The following is a 17,942-nucleotide window of genomic DNA, read 5'->3' as shown; positions in this document are numbered from 1 at the left end:
TGACCTTCGGATGCGCGGGGGTGATCCCCGCCGACTCAGCGGACCGGGCTCTCGTCGACCGCGTCGGTGCCGGCCGACGGGGCCGGGGCGGCGCCGGTCGGCGGCAGCTCCAGCACCCGGGAACGCGGCCACGGGCGGGCCCAGCCGCCCATCTCCAGGAGCGTGTTCAGCACTCCGGCGGTGAAGCCCCAGACCAGCATGCCGCGCACCGAGAAGGCCGGGCCGATCCAGCCGCTCGGGTGGCGTACCCGCATGCGGTTGTCCGGGTCGACCAGCTCGGCGACCGGCAGCCGGGCGACGTGCGCCACCTCGGCCGGCTCGCGCGGGTGCACCGGGTGCGGGGCGTGCCACCAGGCGAGCACCGGGGTGACCAGGAAGTCGCTGACCGGGATCCACAGCTTGGGCAGCTCGGCGAGCACGGTCACGCTGGCCGGGTCGAGGTCGACCTCCTCGTTCGCCTCGCGCAGCGCGGTGGCGCTGGCGTCGACGTCCTCCGGGTCGGCCGCGCCGCCGGGGAAGGCCGGCTGCCCGGCATGGTTGCGCAGCGTGGCGGCGCGCTGGAGGACCAGCACGTCCGGGCCCGCGCCCGGCTCCTCGCCGAGCAGCACCAGCACCGCGCTCTCCCGGCCGCCGCTCTCCGGGGTGGTGAGCCGGGTGAAGTCCTCGGCCCGCGCGGTGCCGAGCCGGCCGAGCAGCGGGTCGAGCCAGCCCGGCGGCTGTCGGGTCACAGCCGCACCCCGAGATGGGTACGGACCAGCTCGGCCAGGCGGGCGTCGTCCAGCGCGCCGGTCGAGTCGGTGTGCCGGATCCGCCCGTCGGCGTCGACCAGGACGGTCAGCGGGAAGGCGTTGCGGCCGAGCGCCCGCTCGAATGCGTCCCCCTGGTCGACCAGCATGGGGAACCGGACGCCGAAGTCCTCACCGATGGACTGCGCGCCGCCGCGGCTGTCCCGGCTGTTGACCCCGATCACCTGGAACCGGCCGCCGGCCCGCTCGCTGAGCCGCTGGAAGGCGGGCAGCTCCTTGCGGCACGGCGGGCACCAGGACGCCCACACGTTGATCACCGCCGGCCCCTTGATGTCGCGCACGTTCACCGGCGCGCCGCCGGTGAAGCAGGAGAGGGCCAGGTCGGGCAGGGGATCACCCGAGGTGCCGGACGGGGCCGGGCCGGAGGCCGGCGCGGCGGTCAGCGGGGCGCAGTCGGCGAACGGCGAGGGGCGCTCGGCCCGGGTGGCCGGCGCCGGGCCCGCCGGCTCCTCGGTGCTGCCGGTGCAGCCGGCCACCGCGAGCAGCAGCGGGACGAGCAGGTAGGCGAGCCGGCGGGTCACGGCACCTCCGCCGCGACGGCCTGCTGCGGCACCAGGTCGGGGTCGATGCCGACGGCCGCCGCCAGGTCCCGGGCGCGGGGCCCCTTGAGCAGCTTGGCCGCGGCCACCGGGTCGGTCGGCCCGGTGCCGTACGCCGGGCAGAGCCTCGCCAGCGTGCAGGCGCCGCAGGCCGGCTTGCGGGCGTGGCAGACCCGCCGGCCGTGGAAGATGATCCGGTGCGACAGCATCGTCCAGTCGCGCTTCGGGTAGAGCGCGCCGATCGCGTGCTCGATCTTGACCGGGTCGGTCTCGGTGGTCAGCCGCCACCGCTGCACCAGCCGCTGGAAGTGGGTGTCGACGGTGATGCCGGGGACGCCGAAGGCGTTGCCGAGGATCACGTTGGCGGTCTTGCGCCCGATCCCGGGGAGGGTGACCAGGTCGGCCAGTTTGCCGGGGACCTCGCCGTCGTAGCGCTCGCAGAGCGCCCGGCCCAGGTTGATCAGCGAGCTGGTCTTGTTCCGGTAGAAGCCGGTGGGCCGGATCAGCTCCTCCAGCTCGGCGCGGTCGGCCCCGGCGTAGTCGGCCGCGGTGCGGTAGCGGGCGAACAGCTTCGGGGTGACCTCGTTGACCTTCTTGTCCGTGCACTGCGCCGAGAGGATCGTGGCGACGGCCAGCTCCAGCGCGTTGGAGTGGTCGAGTTCACAGTGCGCGTCGGGGTGGGTCTCGGTCAGCACCCGGCCGATCCGCCGGGCGCGGCGCGTGCGGCCGAGGTCGGTCTCGGGGGAGCGCGTGGTCACGCCGGCCAGCCTACGTCGCGGGGACGACGTCCCGGCGGGCCCACGCGGGCGGCGGCGCCTCAGCCACCCGCCGGAGCGCTGATCTTGCCGGACCCGTCGAGCCGCGCGCCGGTCTTCGGGAAGTCGGCCCGGGTCATCTCGCGGACCAGCCCGAGGCCCCGGTCCTGCCCGTCGACGGCCGGCCGGCCCACGCTGTTCATCTGGGTCGAGGTGAACTGGCCCCCGACGAAGCGCCCCTCGGCGGTCAGCGAGACCTTCAGCACGCCGCCCCAGCCGAGCCGGCCCGAGCTGTTCAGCGACTTCCCGCCGCCGGCGAAGTTGCCCAGGCTGTAGGCGATCAGCCGCCCCTTGTAGAACTCGATGCCGCGCAGCACGTGCGGGCCGTGCCCGATCACCAGGTCGGCGCCCGCGTCGATCACGGCGTGCGAGAAGCGGATCGGGTCACCCCGGTTCTCCCCGAAGAACATCTCGGTGCCCGGCTTCACGTGACTCCGGTCGGCGCCCTCGGCGCCCATGTGCACCTGCACCACCACCAGGTCGGCCATCCCCTTGGCCATGGTGATGACCTGCTTCGCCGCGTCGAGGTCGACCAGGCTGTTCGACCAGGGGTACGACGAGAAGCCCGCCACCGCGACCTTGATGCCCTTGACGTCGACCACGGTGATCTCGCCGGGCGCGCCGGTGTGCTTGAGCCCGTGCGCCTCCAGCGCCGACTGGGTGTTCTCGTAGCCCTGCTGGCCGTAGTCGTAGCCGTGGTTGTTGGCCTGGTTGAGCAGCTGGAACCCGGCCGAGCGCAGGTGCGCCGCCCAGCCCGGGGGCGCCCGGAACTGGTAGCAGTTCTTCGGCTGCGGGCCGCACTTGCCGGCGCCGGTGTCGTCGGTGAGCGGCTCCTCCAGGTTGCCCATCACCAGGTCGCCCTTGAGCGCGGCCTTGACGTCGTCGAAGAAGCCCTTCCCGCCGTTGGCGGGCAGCCGGGACGGGGCGTTGCCCATGATCACGTCACCGGTCGCGGTCAGCGAGATCGACTTTTCGGCCGGCTCGCCCGACGCGCTGGGCTGGTCGGCCTCGGCGGGGACCGCCGACCCGGTCGCGCCCCCGCCCTGGCCCGGCTGCCAGATCGGCCCGTCACCGGAACCGTCGCCGCACCCCGCGGCGAGCAGGACGACGAGCAGCGCGCCGAGGGCCGCGGAGAGGCCGCGGGCCGCGCGGCGGCGGCGGGGAGAAGGCACGGAGAGGGCGGGAGCGTACATCGTGCGCGACGCTACCGTCCCGGGAACGCGACGACGAGGGCCGATCGGTCGGAAAACCCGGCCCCGCCGGGCGGGACGGGCCACGTTCAGCCCGCCCGCCGGTCGGACCAGGGCACGACCGGGGCGGCGCCGCCGGCCAGGACGGCCGCGTGCACGGCCCGGGCCAGCGGGGCGCCCCAGGCCGAGCGGGGACCGCCGTACGGGGCCGGGTCGCCGGCGGCCGGGCAGAGCACGGTGACCGCGTCGGTGGGGGTGCCGGTGGCCGGCAACCCCAGCTCCCAGATCGCCTGCGCCTTCGCCTCGGTGGCCGTGGCCACCGCGTTGACCAGGGCGGCGTCGCCGAGCCGGGCCGGCACGTAGACGACGATGTTGACCGTGCCGACCCGCTGGGCGGGGGTGGCGGGCGCGGGCGCGGCGGCCCAGACCGGGGTGCCCAGGCCGACGGTCGCCCAGACCCGTACGCCGCTGTCAGTACGGGCCACCACCTCGGTCACGTCGACCCCGGTCAGCAGCCCGACGCCGGGCCCGGCCAGGCCGAGCCCATCGGCCAGCTCGGCCAGGTGCGCGGCCGGGTCCGCCCGGTCGTACGACATCGGCACGGTCGCGTTGACCACCCACCGGCGTACGCCGATCCCACCGCCCAGCGGGGCGGAGCCGACCGCCAGCAGTGGCGCCTCGGCCCGCCAGACCAGCAGCGGGATGTCCGACCCGTCCTCGGGCCGGCTGGTCAGGAACGGCTCGCTCAGCACGCCGGTCACCCTACGATCACAGGTGGGGACGGGTGGTGTCGGCCCGCACCGGAGGCGGGATCCTAGTCCTTGACCGGGTCGGGCAGGTTACGCCCAACGATCAAGATTCCAGGGGTGCACCTCTGATTCCTGCTCATGTGCGCCTAGACTGGCGGCGCGCGAGGGATCAGCGGACGGCGGACCCGGCCGACGGACGGCACGCGCAAGCGGAGGTGCGCGATGGACGAGGTACTGGCCCGCAGCGGGATCTTCCAGGGTGTCGACCCGGAGGCTGCCGAGGCGCTCGCCAAGGAGATGGAGACGATCGAGGTCCGCAAGGGCGAGGTCGTCTTCAACGAGGGCGAGCCCGGTGACAGTCTCTACATCCTCCTGTCCGGCAAGATCAAGGTGGGTCGCCGCGCGGCGGACGGCCGGCAGAACCTGATCGCCGTGATGGGCCCGTCGGACATGGTCGGCGAGCTGTCGCTCTTCGACCCCGGCCCGCGTACGGCGACGGCCACGGCGGTCACCGACACCCGGTTGGTCCGGCTGCGCAAGCAGGCGCTGCGGCCCTGGCTGAACAACCGGCCCGAGATCGCCGAGCAGCTGCTGCGCGTGCTCGCCCGCAGGCTGCGCCGGACGAACGACTCGCTGGCCGACCTGATCTTCACCGACGTGCCCGGCCGGGTCGCCAAGAACCTGCTCCAGATGGCCGGCCGGTTCGGCACCCGCGACGGCGGCGTGCTGCGGGTGACCCACGACCTGACCCAGGAGGAGATCGCCCAGCTCGTCGGCGCCTCCCGGGAGACCGTCAACAAGGCCCTGGCCGACTTCGCCTCGCGCGGCTGGCTGCGGCTGGACGGCAAGAGCATCATCATCCTCGACCCGGAGCGCCTGGCCCGCCGCGCGCGGGTCTGACCGCTCCACCCGACGTCCCGGCCCGGCCCGCCCACGCGGTCCGGGCCGGTTCCGTCTCTGCCCGGCGCAGAATTGCTGGACCATCCGGCCGGGGCGGCGGAGGCTGGGGCGATGATCGAGCGGGTAGCTGTCCTCTCCGACATCCACGGCGCGCTGCCGGCGCTGGAGGCCGTCCTGGCCGAGCCGGACGTCGCCGGCGCCGACCTGATCGTGCTCACCGGGGACATCGCCGCCGGCCCCCAGCCGGTCGAGGTGCTCGACCTGCTCGCCTCGCTCGGCGACCGGGCCTGCTGGGTCGGCGGCAACGCCGACCGCGAACTGGTCGAGGCGCGGGCCGGGCGGCCGGCCAGCATCGAGGTGTCCGACTGGGCCGCGACCCAGCTCCGCGACGACCAGGTGGCCCGGTTGGCCGCGCTGCCGCCGACCGTCACGCTGCCGGTCGCCGGCCTCGGCCAGGTGCTCTTCTGCCACGCCACGCCCCGCGACGACGAGGAGGTCGTGCTGGTCGACTCCCGGCTGGAACGGTGGGCCGAAGTCTTCGCGGGGCTGCCCGCCGAGGTCGGCACGGTGGTCTGCGGGCACACCCACATGCCGTTCACCCGGCTGGTCGACCGCCGCCTGGTGGTCAACCCGGGCAGCGTCGGCATGCCGTACGGCGGCGCGGGCGCCTGGTGGGCGCTGCTCGGGCCGGGCGTGCAGCTGCGCCGGACGGGCTACGACGTGGACGTCGCCTGCGCCCGGGTGGCGGCCGAGTCGGGCTTCCCGGACGCCGCCGCCTGGGCCGACGAGTACCTGCGCTCCCGCCACTCGGACGCCGACGCGCTCACCGTCTTCGGCCCGCGCGACGGCCGCTGACAAGAAGTGTGAACCGTTTGTGACATCAGCTCCACAAAGGACGGGGCGACCGTCGGCGTGGCGGACCGGGGCCGTCGAGCCCCGGGGCGGCCGGCGATGACCTCGCGCCGGCTACGAACTTGATGACGTATGCGGATCAGGCCGCCCTCGAAGGCGCCGCCGGCCGCGCCGTCCGCCACGCCGGCTGTCCCCCTCGCGCCGGCCGGCCCTGGCGCGAGTCATCCACGTCATCAAGTTCCTAGCGGCGCACGACCAATCGGATGCCGACCTACCGCGCCGGCCCACCACTCCGGACGGACGGCCGTCGGCCAAAAAAAGTCAGGCTTGACTGTTTGTTTCGGGGGCGGCACGCTGTCCCCGTGCCCGCCGCATCGACCCGCGTCCCTCAGCAGGAGCGCAGCCGCGCCACCCAGGCCCGGCTGCTGGAGGCGACCGTCGAGTGCCTGGTGGAGCACGGCTGGTCCGGCACCACCACGACGGTCGTGGCGGCCCGGGCCGGCGTCTCCCGGGGCGCCCAGCTGCACCACTACCCGACCAAGGCGGCCCTGGTCACCGCCGCGGTCACCCACCTCACCGAGCGCCGGGCAGCGGAGCTGCGCACCGAGGCGGCCGCGTTGCCGGCCGGGCCGCGGCGGCTCGACGGGGTGGTCGACCTGCTCGCCGCCGCCTTCACCGGGCCGCTCTTCGTCGCCGCGCTGGAGCTGTGGGTGGCCGCCCGCACCGACGCCGAGCTGCGCGGCGCCCTGGTCCCCCTCGAAGCCCGGGTCGGCCGCGAGATGCACCGGCTGACCGTCGAGCTGCTCGGCGTGGACGAACGGCGACCCGGCGTCCGCGAGGCGGTGCAGGCCACCCTCGACCTGCTCCGCGGCCTCGGCGTGGCCAACCTGCTCAGCGACGACTCGGCCCGCCGCGCCGCCCTGCTGCACACCTGGAAGCGCCAGCTCGCCGCCCTGCTCACCCCCGACGCCGGACCGCCGACGCCCGGGAGCGCGCGGCCGCACTGAGTCCCCCGGAGGCACCATGGTCGACCTGACAGCCCTGCTCGCGGACCTGGCCGCCGAGTCCGAGCAGCTCGACGCCCTCGTCGCGCCGCTGCCGCCGGACGCCTGGGCGCGGCCGACCCCGGCACCGGGGTGGAGCGTCGCCCACCAGATCGCCCATCTGGCGTGGACCGACCACGTGGCCCACCTCGCGGCGACCGACGCCGCGGCGTTCTTCGCCTCGGTCACCGCCGCCCCGGACCCGTCCCGGCTGGTCGACGACGGTGCCGAGTCGTTCCTCGCTCCACCCGCCGCGCTGCTGGCCCGCTGGCGGGCGGGCCGGGCCGCGCTCGCGGCGGCGCTCGCCGCCGCGCCGGCCGGGGAGAAGCTGCCCTGGTACGGCACCCGGATGTCGCCCGCCTCGATGGCGACCGCCCGGCTCATGGAGACCTGGGCGCACGGCGAGGACGTGGCCGACGCGCTGGGCGTCCGGCGTACCCCGACGGCCCGGCTGCGGCACGTCGCGCACCTGGGCTTCCGTACCCTCGGGCACGGCTTCGCGGCCCACGGCCGCGCGGTGCCGGCGGCGCCGGTCCGGATCGAGCTGGTGGGGCCCGACGGGGACGACTGGGCCTTCGGGCCCGTGGACGCGGCCGACCGGGTCACCGGCCCGGCGCTCGACTTCTGCCTGCTGGTGACCCAGCGCCGGCACCGCGCCGACCTGGCGTTGGTGGCCACCGGGCCGGTCGCCGACGAGTGGCTGGACGTGGCCCAGGCGTTCGCGGGGCCGCCCGGCGGCAAGCGGGCGGCGGCGGGCAGCGGGGTGCTCCGGTGACCGCGCTGCGGATCGGCAACGCCTCCGGCTTCTACGGCGACCGCCTCTCCGCCTGGCGGGAGATGCTCGACGGCGGCGAGCTGGACGTGCTGACCGGCGACTACCTGGCCGAGCTGACCATGCTGATCCTCGGCCGGGACCGGATGCGCGACCCCTCGCTCGGCTACGCGAAGACGTTCCTGCGCCAGCTCGAAGGCACCCTCGGCACCGCGCTGGAGCGCGGGGTCCGGCTGGTCACCAACGCCGGCGGGCTCAACCCGGCGGGGCTGGCCGCCGCGATCGGCGCGCTCGCCGACCGGCTCGGCCTCACCGTCCGGGTCGGGTACGTCGAAGGCGACGCCCTCGCCCGACCGGACGCGTTGACCGCGAACGCGTACCTGGGGGCGTTCGGGATCGCGGCCTGCCTCGACGCCGGGGCGGACGTGGTGGTCACCGGGCGGGTGAGTGACGCCTCGCTGGCGGTCGGCCCGGCCATTTCCCGCTTCGGCTGGACCCGGGACGACCTCGACGCGCTGGCCGGGGCGACCGTGGCCGGGCACCTCATCGAGTGCGGGGCGCAGGTCACCGGCGGCAACTTCAGCTTCTTCACCGAGTTGCCCGACGGCGGGCACCGCCCCGGCTTCCCCATCGCCGAGCTGCACCCGGACGGCTCCGCGGTGCTCACCAAGCACCCCGGCACCGGCGGCGCGGTCACCGTCGAGACGGTGACCGCCCAACTGCTGTACGAGGTGGGCGGGCCGGCGTATCTCGGGCCGGACGTGGTGACCCGGCTGGACACCGTGGAGCTGGCCCAGGAGGGGCCGGACCGGGTGCGGGTCTCCGGTGTCCGGGGCACGCCCCCGCCGGGCACCCTCAAGGTGGGCGTCAACAACCTGGGCGGCTTCCGCAACTCGATGACGTTCGTGCTCTGCGGGCTGGACATCCCCGCCAAGGCGGCCCTGGTCCGAGGGCAGCTGGAGGAGGCGGTCGGCAAGGAGGGGCTGGAGTTCACGCTGGCCCGGACCGACCACCCGGACGCCACCGACACCGAGGCGGCGAGCGCACTGCTGCACGTGCACCTGCGGGACGGTGACAAGACGCGGGCCGGGCGGGCCTTCTCGGCGGCCGCCGTGGAGCTGGCCCTGGCCTCCTACCCGGGTTGCACGCTGACCACGCTGCCCGGCGACGCCACCCCGTACGGGGTGTTCACCGCCGACGCCGTGCCGCAGGACGCGGTCGCGCACGTGGCCGTGCTGCCGGACGGCACCCGGGTGCCGATCGCCCCGCCGACGCGGACGGCGGCTCCCCCGCCCTACGAGCCGGCGACGGGACCGGAGCCCGGCACCGGGCCGACCCGGCGGGCGCCGCTCGGCGAGCTGGTCGGGGCGCGGTCGGGCGACAAGGGCGGCGACGCCAACCTCGGCGTCTGGGCCCGGACCGACGCGACCTGGGCCTGGCTGCGCGGCTGGTTGACCGTGGCGCGGCTGGCCGAGCTGCTGCCGGAGACCGCCCCGCTGACCGTCGAACGCCACGAGCTGCCGAACCTGCGCGCGGTCAACTTCGTGATCCGGGGGCTGCTCGGCCAGGGGGTGGCGGCCTCCACCCGCTTCGACCCGCAGGCCAAGGCGCTCGGCGAGCTGCTCCGCTCCCGGGTGGTCGACCTGCCCGCCGACCTCACCGCGGAGGTGCCGTCGTGACCATCGTGGACACTCCCGAACGGCGGCAGCTCCGCGAGCTGACCCGGGCCTTCGTGACCAAGGAGGTCCTGCCCTACCTCGACGACTGGGAGCGGGCCGGCGAGGTGCCCCGGTCGCTGCACGAGACCGCCGCGAAGATCGGGCTGCTCGGCATCGGCTTCCCCGAGTCGGTCGGCGGCAGCGGCGGCGACCTGCTCGACTCGATCCTGGTCACCGAGGAGATCATCCGCTCGGGCGGCTCGTCCGGGCTGATCGCCGCGCTCTTCACCCACGGCATCGCGCTGCCGCACATGGTCGCCTCGCGGGACGACGGCCTCCTCGAGAGGTACGTGCGGCCGACGCTCGCCGGCACGATGATCGGCTCGCTGGCGATCACCGAGCCGGACGGCGGCTCCGACGTGGCGGGCATCCGCACCTGCGCCCGGCGGGACGGCGACCACTACGTGGTGAACGGGGCGAAGACCTACATCACCAGCGGGATCCGGGCGGACTTCGTGACCACCGCGGTCTGCACCGACTTCCCCGGCTCCGGCTCGCTGAGCCTGCTCGTGATCGAGAAGGGCCTGCCCGGATTCACCGTCGGCCGGCGGCTGGAGAAGCTCGGCTGGCACTGCTCAGACACCGCCGAGCTCTCCTTCGTCGACGTCCGGGTGCCGGTGACCAATCGGATCGGCCCGGAGGACACCGGCTTCCTGGCGATCATGCAGCAGTTCGCGACCGAGCGGCTCTCCCTGGCCACCCAGGCCTACGCCACAGCGCAGCGCTGCGTGGAGTTGGCCACCCGCTGGTGCCGCGACCGGTCCACCTTCGGCCGCCCGCTGGCCAGCCGGCAGCTCGTCCGGCACCGGCTGGCCGAGATGCACACCCGCGCCGAGGCGGCCCGGGAGTACGTGCACGACGTGGCCGAGCGGGTCGCCGCCGGCGAGCCGGTGGTGACCGAGGTGGCGATGGCGAAGAACGTCGCGGTGGCGGCCTGCGACTTCGTCGTCGACGCGGCGCTGCAACTGCACGGCGGCTTCGGCTACCTGCGCGACGCCGAGGTGGAACGGCACTACCGGGACGCCCGGATCCTCGGCATCGGCGGCGGCACCACGGAGATCATGAACGAGATCATCGCGAAGGGCATGGGCCTGTGACGACACTGGAGAGCGCGATCGACCCGTCCTCGCGGGCCCACCGGGCCAACCGTGAGGCGCTGCTGGAGCGCCTCACGGAGCTGGAGGCCGCGCTGGACCAGGCCCGGGCCGGCGGCGGCGAGAAGTACGTGACCCGGCACCACAAGCGCGGCAAGCTGCTCCCCCGGGAACGCATCGAGCTGCTGCTCGACCCGGACAGCCCGTTCCTGGAGCTGTCACCGGTGGCCGCCTACGGCACCGACTTCCCGGTCGGGGCCAGCACGGTCACCGGCATCGGGGTGGTCGAGGGCGTGGAGTGCCTGGTCATCGCCAACGACCCGACGGTACGCGGCGGGGCCGTGAACCCCTGGGCGCTCGCCAAGACCCGGCGGGCCGGCGAGATCGCCCTGGCCAACCGGCTGCCCATGGTCAACCTGGTGGAGAGCGCCGGTGCGGATCTGCCCACCCAGGCGGAGATCTTCATCCCGGGCGGCCGCGTGTTCCGCGACCTGACCCGGCTCTCCGCGGCGAAGATCCCCACGGTCAGCGTGGTCTTCGGCAACGCCACCGCCGGTGGCGCGTACGTGCCGGGCATGTCGGACTACACGATCATGATCCGGGACCGGTCGCAGGTCTACCTGGCCGGGCCGCCGCTGGTGAAGATGGCCACCGGCGAGGTCACCGACGACGAGTCGCTGGGCGGGGCCGCCATGCACGCCACGACGTCCGGCCTGGCCGACTTCCTCGCCGAGGACGAGCGGGACGGCATCCGGCTGGCCCGGCAGTGCGTACGCCGGCTCAACTGGCGCAAGCAGGGCCCGCCGCCGCGCAACCCGTTCCCCCGGCCGCCGAAGCACGACCCGGAGGAACTGCTCGGCATCGCCAGCGCCGACCTCAAGGTGCCGTTCGACCCGCGCGAGGTGCTGGCCCGGGTGCTGGACGGCAGCGAGTTCGACGAGTTCAAGCCCGCCTACGGCACCGCGCTGGTCACCGGCTGGGGCGAGCTGCACGGTTACCCGGTCGGCGTGCTGGCCAACGCCCGGGGCGTGCTGTTCAGCGAGGAGGCGCAGAAGGCGGCGCAGTTCATCCAGCTCGCCAACGCCGCCGACACCCCGCTGGTCTTCCTCCAGAACACCACCGGCTACATGGTCGGCACCGAGTACGAGCAGCGCGGCATCATCAAGCACGGCGCCCTCATGATCAACGCCGTGTCGAACTCGAAGGTGCCGCACCTGACCGTCAACCTGGGCGCCTCCTACGGTGCCGGCAACTACGGCATGTGCGGCCGGGCGTACGAGCCGCGGTTCCTGTTCACCTGGCCGAACGCCAAGTCGGCGGTGATGGGGCCGGCGCAGCTCGCCGGGGTGCTGTCGATCGTCGCCCGGCAGGCCGCCGCGGCGCGGGGCCGCGACTACGACGAGGAGTCCGACGCCGCCATGCGGATGATGGTCGAACAGCAGATCGAGTCCCAGTCCGGGGCGCTCTTCCTCTCCGGCCGGCTCTACGACGACGGGGTGATCGACCCCCGGGACACCCGTACCGTCCTCGGGCTCTGCCTGTCGGCGATCCACAACGGACCGGTGCAGGGCGCCGACGGCTTCGGCGTCTTCCGGATGTGAGGGGTCAACTGATGATCAGTCGATTGTTGGTCGCCAACCGGGGGGAGATCGCCCGCCGGATCTTCGCCACCTGCCGCGCGCTCGGGATCACGACGATCGCCGTGCACTCCGACGCGGACGCCGACGCGCCCTTCGTGGCCGAGGCGGACCTGGCCGTCCGGCTGCCCGGGAACACGCCGGCCGAGACGTACCTCCGGATCGACCTGGTCCTGGCCGCGGCCCGGCGGGCCGGCGCGGATTCCGTCCACCCGGGCTACGGCTTCCTGGCCGAGAACGCCGAGTTCGCGGCCGCCGTCACCGACGCGGGGCTCACCTGGGTCGGCCCGTCCGCCAAGGCGATCGCCGCCATGGGCGACAAGATGGCGGCCAAGGCGCTGCTCGCCGACGCGGGCGTGCCGATGCTGCCGACCTGGACCGAGGCCGGCCAGGTGACGGACTTCCCGGTGCTGGTGAAGGCGTCCGCGGGCGGCGGCGGCCGGGGCATGCGGGTGGTCCGCGACCCGGCCGGGCTCGCCGAGGCCGTCGCGTCCGCGCGCCGCGAGGCGGCCGCCGCGTTCGGCGACGGCACGGTCTTCATCGAGCGGTACGTCGAGCGCGGCCGGCACGTCGAGGTGCAGATCTTCGGCGACACCCACGGGACGGTGCTGGCCCTCGGCGAGCGGGACTGCTCGATCCAGCGCCGCCACCAGAAGATCGTCGAGGAGGCACCCGCAGTCCTCCCTCCCGGGCTCCGGGAGCGGCTGCACGCGGCGGCGGTGGCCGCCGGCCGGGCCGTCGACTACGTCGGCGCCGGCACGGTCGAGTTCCTGCTCGCGCCCGACGGGGAGTTCCACTTCCTGGAGATGAACACCCGCCTTCAGGTGGAACACCCGGTCACCGAGGCGACCACCGGACTCGACCTGGTCCGGCTGCAACTGCTGGTCGCCGAGGGCCAGCCGCTGCCGCTGACCGCCACCCCGCCCGCCGAGGGCCACGCGATCGAGGTGCGGCTCTGCGCCGAGGACCCCGTCCAGGACTTCCGTCCCGCGACCGGCATCCTGCACCGCTTCGCGATCCCCGGTCTGATCGGCGAGTTCACCCCGACGAAGGGCCTGCGCCTGGACTCGGGCGTGGTGGACGGCTCGACGGTCGGCGTCCACTACGACTCGATGCTCGCCAAGCTGGTCGCCTGGGCGCCCACCCGCGCCGAGGCGGCCCGGGCCCTCGCGGGCGCGCTGGCCCGGGCCGAACTGCACGGGGTGGCCACCAACCGGGACCTGCTGGTCCGGGTGCTGCGCAGCCCGGAGTTCGGCGCGATGGAGGTCGACACCGGCTTTCTCGACCGGCACGCGGAGGTGTTCGCCCCGCTGCTCCCCGCCGACCGGCTCCCCCTGGTCGCGTTGGCCGCCGCGCTGGCCGGCGCCGCCGGACGTCGGGCGTCCGCGCCCGTGCTCGGCGGGCTGCCGTCCGGCTGGCGGAACGTGCCGGCCTTCCCGCAGGTCACCCGCCTAACCGGGGCCGACGGCGAGATCGAGGTCCGGTACCGGCTGGATCGCGCGGGCGCGCTCGCCGAGTGGTCGGTGTCCCCCACCGCCGCGTCGGCCGGCCCGGACGGTTCGGCAGCGGGCGGCGACGCCACGTCCGGCGGGGACGGCGTACCGGCCGTGGCCGTGGCCGTGGTCACGCCGGATCGGGTGGTGCTCGATGTCGACGGGACGCGGCGGGCGTTCCGCGTACACCGGGTGGGGGCGGAGGTCTTCGTGGCCGGCCCGGACGGGGCGGCGAGCCTCACCGAGCTGCCGCGTTTCCCCCTGCCCACCGCGCAGCTGGCGGCCGGGTCGCTGCTCGCGCCGCTGCCCGGAGCGGTGACCCGGGTGCACGTCGAGGTCGGCCAGCGGGTGACCGGCGGCGACCTGCTGCTGACCCTCGAAGCCATGAAGCTCGAACATCCCGTGCTCGCCCCGGCCGACGGCGTGGTGGCGGAGCTGCCGGTGCCGGCCGGCGACCAGGTCGACACCGGGGCCGTGCTTGCCGTTATCGACAACTCCAGCTCGGCGCGTCTTACGCCGCGCCGCGACCTGGAGCCGTCGAACCCCCAGGAGGACCCGCGATGAACTTCGACCTCACCCCCGAGCAGGACCAGCTCCGCGACGCCGTGCGGGCGCTGGGCCGCAAGTACGGCCACGGCTACTTCGTCGAGAAGGCCAAGGCCGGCGCGCACACCACCGAGCTGTGGCAGGAGGCCGGCCGGCTCGGCTACCTGGGCGTCAACATCCCCACCGAGTACGGCGGCGGGGGCGGCGGCATCACCGAGCTGGCCATCGTCTGCGAGGAACTCGCGGCGGCCGGCTGCCCGCTGCTGCTGCTCGTGGTCTCGCCCGCCATCGCGGCCACGGTCATCAACAAGCACGGCACCGACGAGCAGCGCAAGCGCCACCTGCCCGGCCTCGCCGACGGCTCGCAGAAGATCGTCTTCGCGATCACCGAGCCGGAGGCCGGGTCGAACTTCCACCGGCTCGGCACGGTGGCCCGCCGCGACGGCGACGACTGGCTGCTCACCGGCCGCAAGTGCTACATCTCCGGCGTCGACGAGGCCGGGCACGTGCTTGTTGTCGCCCGCACCGAGGATTCTTCCACCGGCAAGCTCAAGCCGGCGCTGTTCCTCGTGCCGACCGACGCGCCGGGGCTGGAGAAGTCCAAGCTGGACATGGAGATCCTCTCCCCGGAGAACCAGTTCCTGCTCTACCTGGACAACGTCCGGCTGCCCGCCGACGCGCTGGTCGGCGAGTCGCTGGACGCCGGCCTGCCGGCGCTCTTCTCCGGCCTCAACCCGGAGCGGATCACGGTCGCCGCGATGGGCGCCGGCACCGGCCGGTACGCCATCGAGCGGGCCAGCGGGTACACCGCCACCCGGCAGGTGTGGGGCGGGAAGAGCATCGGCTCGCACCAGGGCGTCGCCCACCCGCTCGCTCACGCGGCCGTGCAGGTGGAACTGGCCCGCCTCATGATCCACAAGGCGGCCACCCTCTACGACGCGGGCCGCGACCTGGAGGCCGGCGTCGCCGGCAACATGGCCAAGTACGCGGCCGGCGAGGCCGCCGCGCTCGCCGTGGACACCGCCGTGCAGGCGCTCGGCGGGGCCGGCATGACCACCGAGTACGGCGTGGCCACCCTGCTCGGCGCGGTCCGTGCCGGCCGGATCGCCCCGGTCAGCCGCGAGATGATCCTCAACTTCGTCGCCCAGCACGTGCTCGGCCAGGACAAGTCCTACTGAGCGCCGGAAGCGCCGTTGCCCGGCACCCCGTCGTCGGGGCGCCGGGCAACGGGGCGGGCTTCAGGAGGTGGCGACCTTGTCGAACTTCTCCCACGGCCCGATCGACGTCCGGTTGGCGATGAGCGGCTGAGTGCCGGCGCTCTCCGCCACCACGTACCTGCCGTTGGCGTTGGCCCGGAGGCTGATGCTGCCGTCCGAGTTGTTGATGACGGTGAACTTCTCCCAGGCGCCGACCGACGTCCGGTTGGCGATCAGCGGCTTGGTGCCCCCGCTCTCGGCCACCACGTACTTGCCGTTGGCCCGCGAGCGGAAGGCGACGAACCCGCCGCCCGCGTCGACCATGTCGAACTGCTCCCACAGGCCGATCGACGTCCGGTTGGCGATGAGCGGCTTGGCACCGGCGCTCTCGGCCACCACGTAGCGGCTGTTGATCCGGGCGCGGAGGGCCACCGGGGCCGCGACCGCCGGAGCGCCGGTGAGCCGGGTGAGGGCCGCGTAGTCGCCCTTGAACACGTTCTGGCTGTAGTTGCCGGGCTTGCTGGGGTCGCCGGCGGCGTACTGCCAGATGGTCTCGGTCGTCCAGCCGGCCGGCAGGGGCGGGCGGGTGGCGGTGTAGCCGGCGATGTCCAGCGGGTTGGCGCCGAAGGTCGCGTTGTTGCCGGTGCACGGGTTCCAGTAGTTGGTGTTCGTGTAGATCATCACCGGCCGCCCGATGCGGGCCTTGACCTGGTCGGTGAAGGACCGGATCCAGGTCGACATCTCCGTCGTGGTCAGCCCGTAGCAGGTCGGCGCGCCGCTCCAGTAGGGCCATTCGATGTCCACCATCGGCACCAGCGTCTGGCTGTCCTTGGCGAACTGCGCGTTGTCGACGAAGAAGTTCGCCTCGGTGACCGGGTCACGCCCGTCCGGGCGGGCGAAGTGATAGGCGCCGACGAGCAGGCCGGCGGCCTTGGCCGCCGCGTAGTCCTCGGCGAAGTAGGGGTTGCGGTACGTCTGCCCCTCGGTGGCCTTGACGTACGCGAACTTGTAGCCGTTCGCCGCCACGGCCGGCCAGTCGATGGCGCCGAGGTTGTGGTCGTGGCTGGAGACGTCGATCCCGCGGATCGTGTAGCCGGCCGGGGTGTCGGCGCTCGTGGACGCCGAGGTGGTGCGCGCGCCCGGCTTGACGCCGGCGTTCGCCCGGCCACCACCGTCGGGAGCGGCGTCGGCCGCGCTGGCCGGCTGCGACATGCCGAGCGCGCCGAGCGCGAGCGCGGCGGACATCAGAACAGAGACCCATCTTCTTGACATGGCTGTCGAGAAACTCCTTGGTCGGGAGGTCGAGGGCCGCCGGTCGCCAAGGGGCGGATCACGGCGGCGGAATCGCTCTTCGCCTTCGGCTCGGGATCGGCCGGAGCGGGTTCGGCCGTACTGTAACCCGCCGGACCGGCTGCGCGGTGTCCCGCCCGCGGCGGCCTGGGCGAGCGGCCCCTCGGAGGAATCGATGTATACCTCTGGCGTCCGGTCCCGCTCACGATACCGCGCTTCGATCGACGGGCCCGATTATTGTCGTTGACGGCTAATGAACAGGCGATTCCGTAACGCCGGATCCGCCTGCGGTGAAACGCCTTTGAGAAAGGTTTCCCGCCACGTTCGTGGGTACTGATTCCGCACCGACGGAAGGAGAGGGACCGCATGATTGGCCAGGAACAGGTGACCACCGTCCGTTCGAGAAGGACCGGGTGAAGGACGCCCCGAACGTCGGCACCGAGCGGGAGCAGGCCGGCACGGCCCGCCTGCGCAAGTACGTGGTGACGGAACAGCAGCAGGTCAGCGTGCCGGTGCAGCGCGAGGAGGTGCGGCTGGAGCGGGAGCCTGTCACCGACGCCAACATCGGCAGGGCGATGGACGGCCCGGCGATCAGCGAGGAGGAGCACGAGGTCACCCTGCACGAGGAGCGCCCGGTGGTGGCCAAGGAGACCGTGCCGGTCGAGCGTGTCCGCCTCGGCAAGGAGACGGTCACCGACACTGAGACCGTGGGCGGGGAGGTCCGCAAGGAGCGCATCGAGGCCGACCTGCCCGACCGGGGTCGCGCGACCTGAGCTGACGATCAGACGCCAGGCGGCGCCGGCCCGACTTTCCGGAACGGCGCCGCCTGGCGTCTGCGCCCGCAATTCACCACCGCGGGTCGCGCCTTCGTTTTCCCCTTTGCGCGCGTGGGTACATCTGCGCCGGGAAATGCTTCTATCGACTGGAGGCCGATTCGATGAGAGACAATTTCGGGGACGCGGTGGGTGACGCGTTCCGTTCGGTGATGCTGTTCCTGCCCAAGGCGGTCGCCTTCATCGCCATCCTGGTGGTGGGCTGGCTGATCGCCAAGGCCGTGCTGAAGATCGTGGACAAGGTCCTGGAGCGGGTCCACTTCGACCGGGCCGTCGAGCGCGGCGGCATCAAGACCGCCCTCGCCCGCTCGAAGTACGACGCCAGCGACATCGTCGCGAAGCTGGCCTACTACGCGGTGCTGCTGGTGACCCTGCAGCTCGCCTTCGGCATCTGGGGCCCGAACCCGATCTCGGACCTGATCCACGGCGTGGTGGCCTGGCTGCCCCGGGCGTTCGTGGCCATCGTCAT

16 protein-coding genes and 1 pseudogene are annotated in these 17,942 nt (G+C 73.8%); 11 read left to right on the top strand and 6 right to left on the bottom strand.

All coding sequences use genetic code 11. From position 1 onward, the window contains the following. Window positions 1–35: 35 nt before the first annotated feature. The 5 genes from ABZV78_RS11310 to ABZV78_RS11290 form a co-directional block, all read right to left on the bottom strand. Complete coding sequence (locus tag ABZV78_RS11310; RefSeq protein ID WP_355637618.1) at window positions 36–728, bottom strand: CoA pyrophosphatase; 693 nt, start codon at window positions 726–728, stop codon at window positions 36–38. After that, window positions 725–1,327 carry a TlpA disulfide reductase family protein gene (locus tag ABZV78_RS11305; protein WP_355637616.1) on the bottom strand — a complete coding sequence of 201 codons (603 nt, stop codon included), beginning with the start codon at window positions 1,325–1,327 and terminating at the stop codon, window positions 725–727. Before ABZV78_RS11305 ends, ABZV78_RS11310 begins: the two co-directional genes overlap by 4 nt. Then, window positions 1,324–2,103 carry an endonuclease III gene (nth, locus tag ABZV78_RS11300; RefSeq protein WP_355637614.1) on the bottom strand — a complete coding sequence of 260 codons (780 nt, stop codon included), beginning with the start codon at window positions 2,101–2,103 and terminating at the stop codon, window positions 1,324–1,326. The genes ABZV78_RS11305 and nth overlap by 4 nt, the downstream gene beginning before the upstream one ends. A 59-nt stretch (window positions 2,104–2,162) precedes the next feature. Further along, window positions 2,163–3,353, bottom strand: a complete 1,191-nt coding sequence (locus ABZV78_RS11295; RefSeq protein ID WP_355637612.1) for a CapA family protein — start codon at window positions 3,351–3,353, stop codon at window positions 2,163–2,165. An 86-nt stretch (window positions 3,354–3,439) separates the two neighbouring features. Continuing rightward, the gene (locus ABZV78_RS11290) at window positions 3,440–4,102 is read right to left on the bottom strand and encodes an adenosylcobinamide amidohydrolase (RefSeq protein ID WP_355637610.1); all 663 of its coding nucleotides are present in this window, start codon (window positions 4,100–4,102) and stop codon (window positions 3,440–3,442) included. Between the two features lie 219 nt (window positions 4,103–4,321). On the opposite strand from ABZV78_RS11290, the gene ABZV78_RS11285 reads away from it, so the two are divergent. From ABZV78_RS11285 to ABZV78_RS11245, 9 genes are all read left to right on the top strand, one after another. After that, a complete protein-coding gene (locus tag ABZV78_RS11285) occupies window positions 4,322–4,999 on the top strand; it encodes a Crp/Fnr family transcriptional regulator (RefSeq protein WP_007073398.1) in 678 nt (225 codons plus the stop codon). A 111-nt stretch (window positions 5,000–5,110) separates the two neighbouring features. Further along, complete coding sequence (locus tag ABZV78_RS11280) at window positions 5,111–5,854, top strand: metallophosphoesterase family protein (protein WP_355637608.1); 744 nt, start codon at window positions 5,111–5,113, stop codon at window positions 5,852–5,854. Window positions 5,855–6,213: 359 nt separating this feature from the next. Next, window positions 6,214–6,858, top strand: a complete 645-nt coding sequence (locus ABZV78_RS11275; RefSeq protein ID WP_355637606.1) for a TetR/AcrR family transcriptional regulator — start codon at window positions 6,214–6,216, stop codon at window positions 6,856–6,858. A gap of 16 nt (window positions 6,859–6,874) precedes the next feature. After that, window positions 6,875–7,669 (top strand): TIGR03084 family metal-binding protein, encoded by a 795-nt coding sequence (locus tag ABZV78_RS11270; RefSeq protein WP_355637604.1) that lies wholly within the window; start codon window positions 6,875–6,877, stop codon window positions 7,667–7,669. After that, a complete protein-coding gene (locus ABZV78_RS11265) occupies window positions 7,666–9,345 on the top strand; it encodes an acyclic terpene utilization AtuA family protein (protein ID WP_355637602.1) in 1,680 nt (559 codons plus the stop codon). Before ABZV78_RS11270 ends, ABZV78_RS11265 begins: the two co-directional genes overlap by 4 nt. Beyond that, on the top strand, window positions 9,342–10,481 hold the full coding sequence (locus ABZV78_RS11260) for an acyl-CoA dehydrogenase family protein (RefSeq protein ID WP_355637600.1): 1,140 nt from the start codon (window positions 9,342–9,344) through the stop codon (window positions 10,479–10,481). Before ABZV78_RS11265 ends, ABZV78_RS11260 begins: the two co-directional genes overlap by 4 nt. Next, entirely contained in the window at window positions 10,478–12,079 is a 1,602-nt protein-coding gene (locus ABZV78_RS11255; protein ID WP_355637598.1) for a carboxyl transferase domain-containing protein, read from the top strand. Before ABZV78_RS11260 ends, ABZV78_RS11255 begins: the two co-directional genes overlap by 4 nt. Before the next feature lie 11 nt (window positions 12,080–12,090). Further along, window positions 12,091–14,172: a biotin carboxylase N-terminal domain-containing protein gene (locus ABZV78_RS11250; RefSeq protein ID WP_355637596.1), complete on the top strand. Its 2,082-nt coding sequence runs from the start codon at window positions 12,091–12,093 to the stop codon at window positions 14,170–14,172. Continuing rightward, window positions 14,169–15,332 carry an acyl-CoA dehydrogenase family protein gene (locus ABZV78_RS11245; protein WP_355637594.1) on the top strand — a complete coding sequence of 388 codons (1,164 nt, stop codon included), beginning with the start codon at window positions 14,169–14,171 and terminating at the stop codon, window positions 15,330–15,332. The genes ABZV78_RS11250 and ABZV78_RS11245 overlap by 4 nt, the downstream gene beginning before the upstream one ends. 60 nt (window positions 15,333–15,392) lie before the next feature. Here the strand turns inward: ABZV78_RS11245 and ABZV78_RS11240 are convergent, their stop codons facing one another. Continuing rightward, window positions 15,393–16,595, bottom strand: coding sequence for a GH25 family lysozyme (locus tag ABZV78_RS11240; protein ID WP_355637592.1), 1,203 nt, complete (start codon window positions 16,593–16,595; stop codon window positions 15,393–15,395). Between the two features lie 458 nt (window positions 16,596–17,053). Here ABZV78_RS11240 and ABZV78_RS11235 point away from each other — a divergent pair, with 458 nt between their 5' ends. Both ABZV78_RS11235 and ABZV78_RS11230 read left to right on the top strand, forming a co-directional pair. Beyond that, window positions 17,054–17,413, top strand: coding sequence for a YsnF/AvaK domain-containing protein (locus ABZV78_RS11235; RefSeq protein ID WP_355637590.1), 360 nt, complete (start codon window positions 17,054–17,056; stop codon window positions 17,411–17,413). Between the two features lie 164 nt (window positions 17,414–17,577). Beyond that, a pseudogene (locus tag ABZV78_RS11230) lies at window positions 17,578–17,942 on the top strand (hypothetical protein); the annotation flags it as partial.

The organism is Micromonospora sp. NPDC004540, assembly GCF_040610095.1.
In the GTDB taxonomy this organism is placed as follows: Bacteria; Actinomycetota; Actinomycetes; order Mycobacteriales; family Micromonosporaceae; genus Micromonospora.
This window is presented reverse-complemented; position numbering and strand designations above follow the sequence as displayed.

What these genes read in the sequence shown, in the direction of transcription:
- ABZV78_RS11245 (WP_355637594.1), top strand. Translation starts at nt 14,169, where the DNA reads ATGAACTTCGACCTCACCCCCGAGCAGGACCAGCTCCGCGACGCCGTG.
- ABZV78_RS11250 (WP_355637596.1), top strand. Translation starts at nt 12,091, where the DNA reads ATGATCAGTCGATTGTTGGTCGCCAACCGGGGGGAGATCGCCCGCCGG.
- ABZV78_RS11270 (WP_355637604.1), top strand. Translation starts at nt 6,875, where the DNA reads ATGGTCGACCTGACAGCCCTGCTCGCGGACCTGGCCGCCGAGTCCGAG.
- ABZV78_RS11280 (WP_355637608.1), top strand. Translation starts at nt 5,111, where the DNA reads ATGATCGAGCGGGTAGCTGTCCTCTCCGACATCCACGGCGCGCTGCCG.
- ABZV78_RS11295 (WP_355637612.1), bottom strand. Translation starts at nt 3,353, where the DNA reads ATGTACGCTCCCGCCCTCTCCGTGCCTTCTCCCCGCCGCCGCCGCGCG.
- ABZV78_RS11285 (WP_007073398.1), top strand. Translation starts at nt 4,322, where the DNA reads ATGGACGAGGTACTGGCCCGCAGCGGGATCTTCCAGGGTGTCGACCCG.
- ABZV78_RS11240 (WP_355637592.1), bottom strand. Translation starts at nt 16,595, where the DNA reads ATGTCCGCCGCGCTCGCGCTCGGCGCGCTCGGCATGTCGCAGCCGGCC.